At 66.7% G+C, this 15550-nt stretch carries 12 protein-coding genes and 1 pseudogene; 6 read left to right on the forward strand and 7 right to left on the reverse strand.

Features of this window, described 5'->3' with window-relative positions; genetic code table 11:
* Window positions 1–7 precede the first annotated feature (7 nt).
* Complete coding sequence (locus AAHB16_RS24315) at window positions 8–1318, forward strand: cytochrome-c peroxidase (protein ID WP_342052188.1); 1311 nt, start codon at window positions 8–10, stop codon at window positions 1316–1318.
* 18 nt (window positions 1319–1336) lie between these two features.
* Here the strand turns inward: AAHB16_RS24315 and rocF are convergent.
* The 4 genes and pseudogenes from rocF to AAHB16_RS24335 all read right to left on the reverse strand — a co-directional run bounded on the left by rocF (window position 1337) and on the right by AAHB16_RS24335 (window position 8171).
* Window positions 1337–2244: pseudogene (gene rocF / locus AAHB16_RS24320) on the reverse strand (arginase).
* 84 nt (window positions 2245–2328) lie between these two features.
* Entirely contained in the window at window positions 2329–3774 is a 1446-nt protein-coding gene (locus AAHB16_RS24325; protein ID WP_150375149.1) for a short-chain fatty acid transporter, read from the reverse strand.
* Window positions 3775–3823: 49 nt separating this feature from the next.
* On the reverse strand, window positions 3824–4741 hold the full coding sequence (locus tag AAHB16_RS24330; RefSeq protein ID WP_150375148.1) for an ornithine cyclodeaminase family protein: 918 nt from the start codon (window positions 4739–4741) through the stop codon (window positions 3824–3826).
* Between the two features lie 28 nt (window positions 4742–4769).
* Entirely contained in the window at window positions 4770–8171 is a 3402-nt protein-coding gene (locus AAHB16_RS24335) for a molybdopterin-dependent oxidoreductase (RefSeq protein ID WP_342052189.1), read from the reverse strand.
* Window positions 8172–8280: 109 nt separating this feature from the next.
* Here AAHB16_RS24335 and AAHB16_RS24340 point away from each other — a divergent pair, with 109 nt between their 5' ends.
* The 3 genes from AAHB16_RS24340 (at window position 8281) to AAHB16_RS24350 (ending at window position 10697) form a co-directional block, all read left to right on the forward strand.
* Complete coding sequence (locus tag AAHB16_RS24340; protein ID WP_342052190.1) at window positions 8281–9186, forward strand: LysR family transcriptional regulator; 906 nt, start codon at window positions 8281–8283, stop codon at window positions 9184–9186.
* Entirely contained in the window at window positions 9176–9607 is a 432-nt protein-coding gene (locus AAHB16_RS24345) for a hypothetical protein (RefSeq protein WP_342052191.1), read from the forward strand. Before AAHB16_RS24340 ends, AAHB16_RS24345 begins: the two co-directional genes overlap by 11 nt.
* 127 nt (window positions 9608–9734) lie before the next feature.
* A complete protein-coding gene (locus tag AAHB16_RS24350; protein ID WP_342052192.1) occupies window positions 9735–10697 on the forward strand; it encodes an alpha/beta fold hydrolase in 963 nt (320 codons plus the stop codon).
* Between the two features lie 7 nt (window positions 10698–10704).
* Here AAHB16_RS24350 and AAHB16_RS24355 read toward each other — a convergent pair whose 3' ends face one another.
* The gene (locus AAHB16_RS24355; RefSeq protein WP_342052193.1) at window positions 10705–11454 is read right to left on the reverse strand and encodes an SDR family oxidoreductase; all 750 of its coding nucleotides are present in this window, start codon (window positions 11452–11454) and stop codon (window positions 10705–10707) included.
* A 263-nt stretch (window positions 11455–11717) separates the two neighbouring features.
* Here AAHB16_RS24355 and AAHB16_RS24360 point away from each other — a divergent pair, with 263 nt between their 5' ends.
* Both AAHB16_RS24360 and AAHB16_RS24365 read left to right on the forward strand, forming a co-directional pair.
* On the forward strand, window positions 11718–12650 hold the full coding sequence (locus AAHB16_RS24360) for an AraC family transcriptional regulator (RefSeq protein WP_342052194.1): 933 nt from the start codon (window positions 11718–11720) through the stop codon (window positions 12648–12650).
* Between the two features lie 221 nt (window positions 12651–12871).
* Window positions 12872–13309, forward strand: a complete 438-nt coding sequence (locus AAHB16_RS24365; protein ID WP_342052195.1) for a DUF3293 domain-containing protein — start codon at window positions 12872–12874, stop codon at window positions 13307–13309.
* A 1-nt stretch (window position 13310) separates the two neighbouring features.
* On the opposite strand, the gene AAHB16_RS24370 is transcribed toward AAHB16_RS24365, so the two are convergent.
* Window positions 13311–13919 (reverse strand): ankyrin repeat domain-containing protein, encoded by a 609-nt coding sequence (locus AAHB16_RS24370; protein ID WP_150375141.1) that lies wholly within the window; start codon window positions 13917–13919, stop codon window positions 13311–13313.
* Window positions 13920–13923: 4 nt separating this feature from the next.
* Window positions 13924–15456, reverse strand: a complete 1533-nt coding sequence (locus tag AAHB16_RS24375) for a catalase (protein WP_342052196.1) — start codon at window positions 15454–15456, stop codon at window positions 13924–13926.
* Window positions 15457–15550 lie beyond the last annotated feature (94 nt).

The raw sequence follows: 15550 nt of genomic DNA on the forward strand, positions 1-15550 counted from the left end.
TGCCCTGATGCCATATGCATGCCGCCGTATCGCCGCCCGCGCCACGCTGCTGGCGTGGGCGGTAGCATTCCCCGCGCTGGCGGCGGAGACCATGCTGCTGCCGGGCGCGCCCCCCGCGACGGTCGTGGCGACGATCGGTAACGGGACCCCCAAGGTCACGGCGAAGGTGGATGTCACCGGCGCGGTATTCCGTCCGGACCCGGCGCTGGTGGCGCTGGGCAGGCGCGTGTTCTTCGATGCGCGTCTGTCGATGCCGCGCGGGCAGTCGTGCGCCAGCTGCCACGATCCCGCGCGCGCGTTTGCCGCCACGCTGCCCGCAAGCACACCGGGGGTGACGCAGGGCAGCCGCCCCGGACACTTCAGCCTGCGTAATCCGCCTTCGTTGCTGTACGTCCGCTACGTACCGCGCAGGCACTTCTACCAGGACGACGATGCGCCCGCCGCCTCGCCGTTCGGCGGCCTGTTCGCCGATGGCCGCGCCGATACGCTGGCCGAGCAGGTGCGCGGTCCGCTGCTGGATCCGAATGAAATGAACAACGGCACGCCGGCCGGGCTGCTGCGCAATATCAACGGCACCGACCTCGCTCCCGTGCTGGCCGCGCAATTCGGACCGGGCGTGCGCAAGGACCCCGAGGCGATGCTGCGCGCGCTCGGTGCCGCGCTGCAAGCCTATATGCAGAGCGACGAGATGGCGCCATTCACGTCGCGCTTCGACGATTACCTGCGCCGGCGCGCGCCGCTGACGCCGCAGGAAACCCGCGGCCTGGCGCTGTTCAAGAATCCGGACAAGGGCAACTGCATGAGCTGCCACACGTTGTCCGATACGTCGAGCCGCCCCGAGCGCTCGTTGTTCACGGACTTCGGCTACGACGCCATCGCGGTGCCGCGTAACCGGGCACTGCCCGCGAACCGTGACGCGACGCATTTCGACAACGGCCTGTGCGACACCGCACGCCGGTTGCGCTGGCCCGAACCCACGCAGTGGTGCGGCTATCTGCGTACCCCGGGCCTGCGCAACGTGGCGGTACGCCAGCGCTTCATGCACAACGGCGTGTTCACGTCGTTGCGTGACGCCGTGGCGTTCTACAACACGCGGACGATCGATCCGGGCAAGTGGTATGCCGATGGCAAGGTCTTCGACGATGTCCCCGCCGCGTATCGCGACAACATCAACGTGAATTCGCCGCCGATGAACCGCAAGCCCGGCATGCCCGCTGCGCTGACAGAAGCAGACATCGACGACATCGTGGCATTCCTGCGCACGCTGACCGATGCCGCGTATGTGCCCGCGATGCCGCCGTTGCCAGGCCGGCGCTGAACGCCGGGCCTGCCGGCGTCAACGCAGCAGCGTCGATTTGCCGAACAGGCTTTCCAGCAGGTCCACCACGAGTTCCGCGGTCTGATTCTGGATATCGCGGGCGGGGTTCAGTTCCAGTACGTCGAGCGAGCCCAGTGCCTTGGTGTCCGCGATCATCTCCAGCGCGAGGTGGGTTTCGCGGTAGGTGGGACCGCCGCGCACCGGCGTGCCGACGCCGGGCGCGATCTGCGAATCCAGGAAATCCACATCGAAGCTCACGTGCAGGTGCGTGTTGGCGTCCACGCCGGCCAATGCCTGGCGCATGGTTTCGCGCATACCGTTTTCGTCGATGAAGCGCATGTCGAATGCGGGCAGGCCGAGCTGGCGCAGGCGGCGTTTTTCCTCGGGATCGACGCTGCGGATGCCGACCTGGCGGATATCGTTCGGCTGCATCGCGGGGCGTGTGCCCGAGAGTGTGGTCAGCGGCTCGGGGCCGTCGCCGCAGAGGCAGGCGACCGGCATGCCGTGGATGTTGCCCGTGGGGCTCGTGCTGCCGGTGTTGGCATCGGCGTGGGCGTCTAGCCACAGGACCAGCAACTGCTTGCCCGATTCGCGGCAATGCCGTGCGGCCGCGCTGATCGAGCCGATGGCCAGGCAGTGGTCGCCGCCCATCAGCAGCGGCATACGGCCGTTTGCAAGAATTTCATAGGCGCCGTGAACACCGCGGTGTTCCACGCCACGACGTCTTCCAGATGGCGCATGCCGTTGACCGGAGCATGGCCCGGATTGCCCGGGCCGGCGAGGTTGCCGAGGTCGGTGACCTGGAGCCCGTTGCGCGCCAGAGCGCTGGCAATATCTGCAACGCGTAGCGCTTCGGGGCCCATCGACGTACCGCGAATGCTTGCGCCGACGTCTGTGGGGGCTCCTATCAGCTGGATGGGTTTCATGGAAGCTCCTTGGATGGGATGCTTCCATAATAGGTTGGTTCTCTTGCCCCCTCTCCCCCATGAAGGGAGCAGCAAACCGTCAGGTCATGGCATGACCGGCGGCCGATACTCCAGCGTCATCGCGAACGCCCACAGCATGAACAGCACCAGTGGCGTATGCACGATCAGCTGCGTGAACGTGAAGCCCACCACGTCCTTGGCGCGGATGCCCAGTACGCCGAGCAGCGGCAGCATCCAGAACGGATTGATCAGGTTCGGCAGGGCTTCCGCCGCGTTGTAGACCTGTACCGCCCAGCCGAGGTGGACGTGCAGTTCGTTGGCCGCCTGCATGACGTACGGTGCCTCGATGATCCACTTGCCGCCGCCCGACGGGACGAAGAAGCCCAGTACCGCCGAGTAGATGCCCATGACCGCGGAGAACGATTCGGTGGTCGCCATCGAGACGAACGCGGAAGCCAGGTGGTGCGACAGCGTGGCGCCGTCGCCACCGGTGGCCTTGGTCAGGATGAAGGCGATGCCGCCATACAGCGGAAACTGGATCAGCACCCCTGCCGTGGAAGGCACCGAGCGGGCCACGGCGCGCAGGAACCGGCGGGGACGCCAGTTCAGCAGCATGCCCAGCATCAGGAACAGGAAGTTGTAGGTGTTCAGGTTCGAGATCGCGAGGATCGGGTCCTTGGTGGTGAACTCGTGATAGAGCCAGCCGGCACCGAGCGCGACGAGCAGCAGCGTCAGCAGCGGGCTGTACTCGAGCCATTCGCCGGGACGCGTCGGCCTGGTGATGGCGTCGTCGCTGTCGTCGAGATCGACGCCCATGTCCGCGGCCGTGCGCGCGCGGTCGCCGGTCGGTGCCGAGAAGTACGCGACCACGAGCGAGGCGACGATCAGCACCCCGGTCATCGCCATCGACTGCCAGAGGAAGATGGTTTCCGAGAACGGAATCACGCCCGTGATGTCGAGCAGCGACTTGGGCAGGCTGGCCGGGTTGGCCTGCAGCTGCGCGGCCGACGAGGACAGGCCGAGCGCCCACGTGGCGCCCATGCCGAGGTAGGCGGCCGCGCTGGCCGCGCGGTAGTCCATGCGCAGGTCCGTGCGGCGCGCGATGGCGCGCACGAGCAGGCCGCTGAAGATCAGGCTGATGGCCCAGTTGACCAGCGACGTGCCGAGGCTGATCAGCGCGACGAACGCTACCGCGCCCCGTGCCGTGCGCGGCATGGACGCGAGCCGCGCGATGAGCATGGACGCGGGCGGCGATACGGCGACGACGTAGCCTGCGATGGCGACGACCGCCATCTGCATCGTGAACGGAATGAGGCTCCAGAAGCCGTCACCGAACGCGCGTGCCACGCCTTGCGCGGGAGCGCCGATGAGCATCGCGCCGATGGCCACGACGACGACCGCGATGGCCGCGAAGATGTAGGAGTCCGGAAACCAGCGTTCGGACCAGTCCGTGACCCGGACGGCAAGGCGTTCGAGGCCCCCGCGCGCGGGTGGCGCGTAGGCTGGGGCGGATAGCGGTGTGTCTTTCATGGCAAAACCTCCTGGGTGCGTGTCGATTCTCGTTCGGGGTTTGGATCTCTCAGTTGTGAACTTCGAAGCAGATCGCTGCTGCCGCGAGGTCTTCCAGTGCCGTCCCCACGGCCTTGAATACGGTGATCTCGTCGTTCGATGCGCGGCCCGCGTGCGCGCCACGGCAGAGCGCCGCGAGGTCCGCGCGCACGTCTTCCGCGCGGAACACGCCGGCGGCAATCGGGTGCAGCAGGTCGCCGGCCTTCATGGTGGCTTCCGCGGTGTCCACGAACACGGACGTGTCCGCGAAGCAGGCGTCGTCGGCTTCGCGCATCTGCGGCGTGAAGCCGCCGATGAGGTCGATATGGGTGCCCGGCGCGATATGCTGGCGCTCGATCAGCGGCACGGTGGACAGCGTGGCCGACGTCACGACGTCCACGTTGCCAAGCACGTCTTCCACGCACGCGGTGGCGCGCGCGTCGATGCCTTCGTCGCGCAGGCTGCCGGCCAGCCGCTCCGCCTGCGCGGCGTCGATGTCCCAGATATGGATCTGCTCGATCGGCAGCACCGCGCGATAGGCGTGGGGCAGCAGGCTGGCGACGCGGCCCGCGCCGATGACGAGCAGCTTGCGCGCATCGGCGCGCGCGAGCATCGAGGCCGCGAGGGCGGAGGCGGCGGCCGTGCGTCGCGACGTGATCTCGTTGCCGTCGATGAGCGCGAGCGGTGCGCCCGTCGATGCATCGTAGAGCATGTACGTCGAATGCAGGCCGGGCAGGCCGCGTTGCGCGTTGCCGGGAAAGATCGAGACGGTCTTCACGCCCATATAGCGATCGCTCCAGGCCGGCATCAGCAGCACCGTGCCGTCACCGACCGTGTGGTGATGGCGCAGCGGCACTTCGCAACCGGCAACGAACGCGGCGCGCAGCGAAGGAATCAGCGTGTCGAAGGGCAGGCGGGACCGGGTGGTGGCGGCGTCGAGAATGAGCATGTCGTCGTTTCGGTTGAAAAGGAATCGGTCAGGCGTCGAGCACGAGGTCGCTCGTGGGAATCGCCTGGCAGGCCAGGCACGTATCGGCGTCGTCGGGCTCCTGCCCGTGCAGATGCCTGACCGTGCCGTTCAGTACCTTCACGGCGCAGCTTTCGCACTGTCCCACGCGGCAGCCGCTCGGCAACTGCACGCCATGGCGTTCGGAGAAGCCGAGCAGCGAGCCGTCCTCGGGTTTCCATTCGAGTGCGCGGTCGGATCGCGCGAAATGCACGCGGTACTGCTGTCCAGGCGCGAGTTTCGCGGTTACCGGCGAGCGGAACACCTCGCGCAGGATGTCGAAGCGTGGCACACCGCGCGCGATCATGCCTTGCGCAAACGCATCCATCATCGCCGGCGGACCGCACATGTAGATCAGGGGGCGCAGGGCGAGCAGCGCGTCGTCGATATGCGCGGGCGAGATGCGGCCGTGGACGTCATAGTCCTTGCCGGCGATATCGTCGGGGCCCGGCTGCTCGTAGTAGTCGATGACCGAGAGCGACGGCAGTGCAGACTGCAGCGTGCGGATGCGCTCGCGGAACGCATGCGCCGCGCGGTTGCGATTCGCGTAGAGCAGCACGATGCGCGGCGGCGCGGGCTCGTCGGCCAGCGATTCGAGCAGGTTCATGAAGGGCGTGATGCCGATGCCGCCGGCCACGAGGATCAGCGGGCGCCGCGATTGACGCGGCATGACGAACGTGCCCGACGGCGCGCGCAGATCGACGACATCGCCGATGGCGAGCGTGCCGTTGATATGCGTCGAGGCGATGCCATCGACGCGCATGCCGTCGGCGGCCACGCCGGTCGCGCGGCGTACCGAGATGCTGTAGTGGCGTCGGCTGGCCATGGCGGCCGGGCCGGTCAGCGAGTACGAGCGCACGACTTCCGTGCCCGCGCGCGTGCGCAGGCGGATGGTGATGTGCTGGCCCGGCGAGAAGTCGGGAAGCAGCCCGCCGTCGAGCGCTTCCATGCGGACCGTGGTGACGTCGCTGGCTTCCTTCGTCAGCGCGGCCACGCGGAACGGGCGGAAGCCGTCCCATGCGCGGCGGCGGTCGAACGCGGGGTCGATCTCCACGCGGCAGCGATAGGCGCGCAGCGGCGTGGAGCCGCTGACGGGGTCTTGCCGTTCGCCACCGACGAGCGCGTTGTAGTTGCTATGGCGGCCGCCCAGCGCATCGATGCCGGGCTGGCCCAGCGCGTCGCACGCCTGCCACCAGCCGTACTCGCCGACGACCACGGCCGGATGCAGTGCGGCGTCGATGCGCACGCTGAAGGTGGCCATGCCACCTGGCGTGGTCACGCGCACGAGATCGCCGGCTTCGATGCCGATGGATCGCGCCAATGCATCGGAGACGTCTAGCGAAGGCCGCAGTGCGCGACGACGCAGCGAGGCGTTGCCGCGATGCTGGCTGTGGCAGTAGTAGCCGCTCTTGGCCGAGGTCATGACGAGCGGGAAGTCGGCATGGTCGGCTTCGGTGCGATCCTCGTGCGTGGGCAGGGGCGGATAGCCATGCTGCAGCAGGCGTTCGGAGTACAGCTCGACGAGGCCGGTCGGCGTGGCGAACGGCTTCGGTTGCGTGCGGTACTTGCGCTCGGCGGACGCCACCGGAACGCGGATGCCCTCGGGGTGCGCGCGCAAGGCCGCCACATCGACGTTGGCGGGGGCGAGCATATGGTTCCATCCGCGCTCGAGGCTGCCGTCGAAGAACAGGTCGCCCATGCCGATGCGCGTGGCGAGGTCGAACACGATGTCGTTGTCCGCGCGCGATTCGCCGCGGGGCGGCACCATGCGCTGCCGCAGCTGGATGAGTTCGTCCGCCTCCGCGGTGATCTCGAAGCCGATGCGCAGGCCTTCGCGTTCCCACGGCGTGTTGATCGGCAGGAAGATGTCCGCGTACTGCGCGCTCGGCGTCATGAACAGATCGCAATGCACGTGGAAGTCCAGCGCGCGCAAGGCGCGATCGCCGAGTTCCACATCGGGTTGCGAGAGCAGAAGGTTGGTGCCGAATGCGACGAGCGTGTCGACGCGGTACGGTCGTTCGTCGAGCACCGCGTGGTAGAAATCGCGACCTGTCACCCATCCATTGGCGGCCGGCCCGAGCGGGCGTTCGTCGATGCCGAGGGCCTTGGCGTGCTGCGCGCCGGAGAGCAGATCGAGGCCATTGACGGCGCGGTGCGGCGGCTTGCGGTGCACGCGGTTGCCGCCGTCGACGTCGAAGCTTCCGGTCAGCGCGTACAGGCATGCGATCGCGCGTTCGGTCTGCGTGGCGTTTTCGTGCTGGCCCACGCCCGACCATGCGTGATAGGCGACGCGGCGCGCGGAGCCGAGCAGGCTGGCCGCGTGACGGATATCGCCCTCGGGAATCCATGTGAGGCGCGCGGCCACATCGACGGGGTATTGCGCGCAGGCGCGGGCATAGCGTTCGAACGCGGGCTCGCACGCGATGTCTCCCTCGGCATCCGCGAGGCGCAATGCAAACGTGCCGCGCAGTGCGATCCGCTCGAGGCCGTCTTCAAGCGGATGCACGACGGGCCGCCCGGCCACGGCGTCCCACGCCACGAAGGCGTCGGCATCGGTGCCGGAGAATCCCACGTCCCGGCCGCGCACGAAATGGCCGTTGTCGCCGCGCACGAGCAGGGCGCCGTTGGTCCACCGCCGCACGAACTCGACGTCGAACGCATTGGCTTCGATCAGCAGGTTGGCGATGGCCATGGCCAGCGCGGCGTCGGTGCCGGGCTTCACGCGCAGCCACTGGTCGGCCTGGCCGGCCAGCGCGGTACGGCGGGGATCGACGACGATCATGCGCGCGCCGGCGGCCCGGCCCGTGCCGATGGCCTCCGCCTGCGCGAGCCACGTGTTGGTCGGGTTGTGGCCCCAGAGCAGGATCAGCTCGGCCTGCCGGTAGTCGGCCGTGGGAATGCCGCAGCCGAACGTGAAGACGTGCGCGAAATCCTTGTGCCAGTTGCAGATCTCGGTGGCGTAGATGATGTTGGGGCTGCCGTAGCCGCGTACGAAGCGTTCGATCCAGTCGATGCTGTCGGTGAGCGGGGTGCCGCTGGGCGTGGTGACCGCGAACGCCACCGATTCCGGGTGCCCGCGCTCGCGCGCGGCGCCGAGGCGCGCGGCGACTTCGGTCAGCGCTTCTTCCCAAGAGATCTGCTGCCAGCCGGGGTCGGCAGCGTCCTTGGGCTGGGTCCGGCGCATCGGGTGGAGGACGCGGTCGGCGCTATGCACGAGCTCGGGCGCGGACTTGCCCTTGAGGCACATGGCGCGTCCGGTGGGGTGCGTGGGGTCCGGCCGCACCTCGACGAGGGTGTCGCCATCGACCACGTTGATGGTTCCGCATCGCGAACGGCACAGCGTACAGAACCCCTTCTTTTCCTCGATTGTCATCCCGGACCCGCTGCCTCTCGATCGATAACTTGTTTCCGGGTTCGATGCTAGCTAGCATGGGCAGGTATTTCTAATTCATAGTTCTGAAATCGCAATATCGATTTTTTCGATGCTTCCCACGCTCAAGCAACTTCAGTACTTCGTGGCCATCGCGGAGACCGGGCAGGTATCCCGTGCGGCACTTCGATGCCATGTTTCGCAATCGTCGATGACGGCGGCGCTCAAGGGTCTCGAGGAGATCGTTGGCGCGGCGTTATTCACGCGCCATGCATCGGGCGTGCGGCTGACGGAGGCCGGTATCCGGTTTCTGCGGCACGCGCAGCAGATCGAGCAATCGGTGCACGAGGCGGTGACCGCGGCGAGCGTGCGGCCGATGCCGCTGGCGGGCGTGGTGCGGGTGGGGGTGACCGAGACCATCACCGCGTATGTATTGCCGCGGCTGCTGCAGGCCGTGGAGCAGAAGTTTCCGCGGCTGGAGCTGCAGATCGTCGAGCGCGAGCGGGACGATGTCGAACGCGGCATCCACGCGGGCGAGATCGATCTGGCGCTGCTGCTGGTGTCGAACCTGCCGGAAATGGACCATATCGGCTGCGAGACGCTGCTGCGATCGCCGCGCCAGTTATGGGGGCATCCCGATCATCCGCTGATGCAGCGCGCGGAGATTCACCTGGCGGATGTGGCGCGGCACGACTACATCCTGCTCGACATGGACGAGCATATCTCCACGGTGATCAAGTACTGGGGCCAATACGGGCTGGCACCGGCCATCCGCTACCAGAGCTGCTCGATCGAAGCGGTACGCAGCCTCGTCGCCTCGGGCCGTGGCGTGGCCATCCTCTCGGACCTCGTCTACCGCCCGTGGTCGCTGGAGGGCCAGCGCATCGTACGACGCGCCCTCGCGGACCGCGTCCCGTCGATGGACGTCGGCGTGGTGTGGAAGCACGGCGCCGAAGCGAACGACACCGTGCGCATGCTGCGCGATTTTCTGGGACTGGCGTTGCGCGATGTCGGGTGAAGCGTTCGCCGTTGCCCCTCCACAACATACCCTCCTTCACCGTGCCAGGAACGATGCCCTCGTCTACGCGCTCGGTGGCGCTGCACCGTCCGCGCCACCGCGTCCCGCGCGACCGTTCGCGAACAGCGACGCCGTGCTCGATGCAGATTTCTCGCTGGTCAGCATGCCCGACGAACTACGTGCGCAACTGCTGTCGCTCGACGACAAACTCCCGTTCGAGCGGCTCAGCACCGATGCCATGATGCTGGTGGACTCGCAGGGGAAAAGCGAGATCATCGATATGAAGACGCGATGCACTGTCGTGCAAGGCTCGGTAGTGCGTTGCTTCCACGAAGGCGAAGCGAAAGGGATTCCTTTCTTTGGCGGATTTACCCTCGGGGGTGCCTATCCATGGCCTGCCAAAACGCAATCCTATCTATAGTGCGAAGTGCCCTGCGCGCGGGTTGAGGGAGAGCAGTCGCCTCGGATTATACGTAACCTTCAAAATTTAGTTTGACGGGTTAGCTTCGGGCGACTACTCTGAGCAGGACTTCCAACGAGGAGCCCCCATGCTCAAATCGATTCTCTCCCTGCTGATCGCGTCGGCCTCGCTGGCCGTCGTGGCGAATGGCCACGCCGCGGCGCCGGCTGCCCCGGCGCCCACCGAGGCCGGCGTGACCCAGTACCGTACCGTCACCGTCAACGGCCTGCGCATCTTCTACCGCGAGGCGGGGCCCGCGAATGCGCCCACCGTGCTGATGCTGCACGGCTTTCCGTCGTCGTCGCGCATGTTCGAGCCGCTGTTCGCACGGCTATCCACGCAGTATCACCTGATTGCCCCAGACTATCCCGGGTTTGGCCATAGCGATGCACCGGCCGCGACCGAGTTCGCCTACACGTTCGACAACCTTGCGAGAGTCGTGGATGGCTTTACCGAGGCGGTGGGGCTGCAACGGTATGTGTTGTTCATGCAGGACTACGGCGGTCCGGTCGGGATGCGCCTCGCGGTTGCGCATCCCGAGCGCGTGCAGGCGCTGATCGTGCAGAACGCGGTGTCGCACGAGGATGGGCTGGGGCCGCTGTGGGTCAAGCGCCGCGAGTACTGGGCCAATCGCGCGGCCAATGAGGCGGCGCTGCGGGCGGCGTTCCTCTCGCTCGCGACCACGAAGCAGCGGCATGTCGGTTCGAATCCGCATCCGGAAACCGTGGACCCCGACCGCTGGACCGACGAGTTTGCGTTCCTCTCGCGGCCCGGTCAGCAGGACATCCAGGCCGACCTGTTCTACGACTATCGCACCAACGTCGCCAGCTATCCGGCGTGGGGCAAGTGGCTGCGCGATCATCAGCCGCGTTCGCTCGTGCTCTGGGGCAAGTACGACCCGTCGTTCGAGGTGGCGGAAGTGGCCGCGTTCCAGCGCGATGTGCCGAAGGCAGAGGTACATGTGCTCGACGGCGGCCACTTTGCGATCAACGACAGGCCCGACGAGATCGCGCAACGGGTCGATACGTTCCTGTCTCGCCAGCCGCATTGAGCGGCGCCTACGACAGGATGCCGCCGTTCACGCGTACGGACTGGCCGTTGATCCAGCCCGAGCTGTCGCTGACGAGGAACGCCACGACTTCGGCGATATCCTCGAGTTCGGCGATGCGCCCGAGCGGCGTGGTCAGGTCGCGCATATGCGTGACGAGGCCCGTTCCGGTGGGCCCGGGTGCCACGGCGTTGACGCGGATGCCGCGTGGCCCGAGTTGCTTCGACAGGCTGCGCGTGAGCGCTTCCACGGCGGCTTTCGATGCGCAGTACGAGCCGTAGCCCGCTGGCGACATCCCCGCGACGCTGGTGGAGATATTGACGATGCGGCCGTTGTCTCGCATGCGCTGGGCGGCCAGCTTGAGGCCGTTGAGCACGCCACGCACGTTGATGGCGAACATCCTGTCGAACGTGAGTTCGTCGATGCTGCCGATAGGCATGTTGCTCGCAAGGCCGGCGTTGTTGACGAGGACATCGACGCCGCCGAATTCCGCGGTGGCGGCGTCGAACAGTTGCGCGAACGCGTCGTGGCGGGATACGTCCGCGCGCACGGCGATCGCTCGTCCGCCCGCCGCGCGGATGGCCGTCACCACATGCTGCGCGGCGGCATCGTCGACGGGATGATTGACCACGACGTTGAAGCCTTGCGTCGCGAGCTTGCGCGCCATCGCGGCGCCGATGCCGCGCGCGGCGCTCGTGACGATGGCGGTCTGTTGGGGAAGTCCGCGCACATAGGCGCCTTCCGGTCTGGACGAAGCCATGGTTACACCTTTCTGGGCAGGTAGGGGTCGCAACTGAGAGTGCGCTCAGGCTATGGCGAGCGTACTGCGTCGGCTTTCGTATTCGCAGCCCGGATTTCGCGTATGAAACGCGCCGTGGGGACGCCTGCTGCCGAGGTATGAGTACGTTACGCCAAGGCATGAGTTCGGCGACCCAAGGCAGAATGGCGCGGCCCCGCCGCCATGGGTACCTTTGCACTGTTGCGCTGGCGGGTCCGGCGCGTGCGATCAGAGGATATGACGCAATGAGTGCTCTCAACACCGATCCGATCGTTCAGGCCGATGGCTGGCGTGACGTGCGTGCCGCGCGGCACGACGGGAAGGAAGGCGATGCCGGCCGGGTCATCGTCTCGCGATGGACCGATGCGGCGGTGCCGGAACCCGTGGCGGTCTCCCACGCCGGGCACAAGGATCTGCATTGCGTGGCCCTGACGCTGCGCGGCGCGAATCTGCGCTTCGTATCGCGGGAGCAGGTGCTGTGCGATGGTCGCGTGCCCGCGGGCATGATCCAGATCACCGCGCCGGGCACACCCGTGAGCGTGACATTCCACACGGCCTACGACGTGCTGCATCTGTTCGTACCGCAACGGGTGCTGGCAACGTGCTACGAGGCGCGCTTCGGACATCCTCACGAAGGGCCGATCGTGCTCGACGACCCACGGCCGTTCGGCGATCCCACCGTGGAACGGCTGGCGCAGGCCCTCGCGCTCGCGCATGCGAACGACGCCCACCTTAGCCATATGTTCTGCGAGAGTGTCACCATGGCGATCGTCGCGCGGCTGGTCGCGCAGCATTTCTCGCAGGCAGCGATGGCGGGCCCGCTGCCCGCGCGGCAGCTGTCGCCATTGCCGCAGTGGCGGCTGCGCCGGGCCATCGAGTTCATCGATGCGCATCTTTCCCGGCCGCTGACGCTCGAGGAGATCGCGCGCAGCGTCGGATTGACGCGCATGTACTTCGCGGCGCAGTTCCGGCGCGCGACAGGCGTGCGCCCGCAGGAGTTCGTGCAGCGGCGGCGCGTGGAACGGGCACAGGAAATCCTGCGCCGCGAGCAGTGCTCGGTACTCGATGTGGCCATGCATTGCGGCTTTCGCTCGCAGGCGCACTTCACCACCGTCTTCAAGCGCTTCGTGGGTCGGCCGCCACTGGTCTGGCGCAACAGCGGCGGCGCGGCATCGTAACGCGCCCGCGGCCGATCGGAAGGGGGAGGGATGTAAAGGGGGAGGGATGTCCCATGGCGCGGCACCCGGTAGCCGGGGCATCGATGGTGCCGATGCTCTTTCCGGGCACCTGGGACACACTGCCTAACGGCGCGGCGCCGCCGATCCTGATAGTCGCAATTGCAAAGAATTGTGGCGGGGCATGCTTGACGCATGGCTGTCGGCCATGACACGCTCGGCGCATGAACCCTCACGACCCGCATACCGCGATTCCGCGCGACATCATCGATGCCTATCTCGAGACCGACTATCGCGTCGGCGGGGAGATGCCATGCGTGCTGAAGGTGGGTGAAGCGTCCGCAACGCTGGCCGCATTGCATCGCCTCCATGGTGTGGGGTGCAGCGCATTCGTGACCGCGTGGAATCCGTTCAGCGAAGCCGATACGCCCGCCCGTAACGCCGCACGCCAGCGTGAGCTGGTGTCGTGGCTGGCGGAGAAGGGGTTGTCGTGGGTGCCCGGCGTGGGGCAGCATCCGGCGAATGACTGGCCGGGCGAAGAGAGTTGTCTCGTGCCCGGTCTTGCGCTCGACGTGGCGCGCGCGCTCGGCGTGCGGTTCGGCCAGAACGCGATCGTATGGAGCGGCGCGGATGCCGTGCCGCAACTGATATTGCTCAGGTAACTCAATCCGCCCCGAGCCGCTTCAGCACGTCTTCCGCCTGCCGGTTGCCCTGCGTCTGCGCGGTGCGCATCGGTGTATTGCCGCGCGCGCTCTGGTGGTTCGGATCGGCACCGTGCGCGATCAGCGACGGCATGATGGCATAGCGGCCGAACAACGTGGCGAACGTCAGCGCGGTCTCGCCGCTGTTGTTCTCCTGATTGGGGTCGCAGCGCGCATCCAGCAGCACCCTGGCCGAATCCATCTCGCCCTTGAACAGGGCTCCCATCAACGCCGTATTGCCGCTGTTGTCGCCGAGGCACGCATCCGCGCCGGCCTGCATCAGGTGCTGAACGGTATCGGGATGGCCGTTGTACGCCGCGAGGATGACGGCCGTGAAACCGCGTGGATTGGCACGATCGACCGGATAGCCGGCCTGCAGCAAACTGTCCAGCACATCCCAGCGGCCCTGGCGCGCCGCGTCGAACCAGTAGCCGTCGAACTGGCTGGCACTGACGCGTTCGCCGGGGACGAGCGGTGGGGCCTCGACGGGTCTGGAGCTTGCACACCCGCCGAGCCAGAGCGTCGCGCAGAGCGCGGCGGCCGACAACAGTAGCCGAGTCTCTGCGCGCATGACGTCAATCGTCCGTCAGCTTGTCCGACAGCGCCTTGACCTTCGCGCCATCCGCATCGAGGGCTTTCACGAGCCGCGCGCCGAAGCCGCTATCGGCCTTGTTGAAGTACGACAGCATCGTGTACAGATTGCCCTGGTTGCGCACGTGACGCAGATCGGCGGAGAGCGCGGTGACGAGGTCGGCCTTGTCCTGCTCCGACAGCGAGCGGAAATAGACGCCGGCCTGCTTGAACGGCTGCTTCTTGTCGATGGCACGCTGCTGCGTGGTGCCCGACAGCGGCAGGTTCGAGTACTTGTACCTGGCGTCCTGTCCGATTTCGGCGATGGTCGAAGGCTCGTAGTTGACGTCGCCCGTGCGGCCGCTCGCGTTCATCGCGCCGTCCTGGTTGTTGTTGCGCACCGGAACGAGCGGCTTGTTGATCGGCAGCGAATTGAAGTTCGCGCCGAGCCGGTACATCTGCGTATCGGCATACGAGAAACCGCGGCCCTGCAGCATGCGGTCTTCCGACAGTTCGATGCCGGGCACGAGCCGTGACGGCGCGAAGGCCGACTCTTCCGTGCTCTCGAAGTAGTTGTCGGGCACGCGGTTCAGCACCATCGTGCCGACCTTGCGCTCGGGAACGCCGACCCATTCCTTGGTGTCGTCGAGCGCGTCGAAGTCGAATTGCTGCAGATCGGCGGGCTTGAGCACCTGGATATACAGGTCCCACTTCGGGAAGTCGCCATTGCGGATGGCGCCGTACAGATCGTTGGTCGTCACGTTCCAGTCCTTGCCGATCGACGCGGCAATCTCGTTGGGACGCAGGCCGTGAATGCCCTGCTGGCTCTTCCAGTGGAACTTGACGTAGTGCACCTCGCCGCGTGCATTGACCAGCTTGAACGCATGCACGCCGAAGCCATCCATCTTGCGATAGGAGTCGGGCATGCCCGCCACGCTGTACAGGTGCGTCAGCATGTTGGTGGCTTCGGGCGTATGCGCGAAGAAGTCGAAGGCGAGATCGGCATCCTGCACGCCGGTGACCGCGCTGGGCTTGTTCGCATGCACGAAGTCCGGGAACTTGATGGCATCGCGGATAAAGAAGATCGGCCAGTTGATGCCGACCATGTCCCAGTTGCCCTGCTGCGTATAGAACTTGATGGCGAAGCCGCGCGGATCGCGGGCCTGCTCGGGCGAGCCGCGATAGCCCATGACCGTGGAGAAGCGTACGAACACCGGCGTCTTGCTGCCGGGCGTGAAGACCTGTGCCACAGAGAGATCGCTGAGGTCCGCGGTGGGCACGAACTCGCCGAAGGCACCCGTGCCGCGCGCGTGCACCACGCGCTCGGGGATGCGTTCGCGGTCGAAGCGCTGGAGTTTCTCGATCAGGTGGGAGTCTTGCAGCAGCACGGGGCCATTGGGGCCTGCGGTCTGCGAGTTCTGGTTGTCGCCGACGGGCGATCCGTTATCGCGCGTCAGCTGCGCGTGGGCCAGGGGAACGGCGGCGACAAGTGCGAGGGAGAGTGCGGCACGCAGTGATGTTTTTTTTCGGCTTTGCATGGAGTTTCCGTTCGATGGGGACTCGACATTGGGAATGCAGCGTCGTGCGACGGAGCAGTGGAAATGTAGTCCCGCATCGTGGATTCACTCCAAT

Source organism: Cupriavidus sp. OTU4054 (assembly GCF_038440175.1).
GTDB classification, from domain to species: Bacteria; Pseudomonadota; Gammaproteobacteria; order Burkholderiales; family Burkholderiaceae; genus Cupriavidus; species Cupriavidus pauculus_D.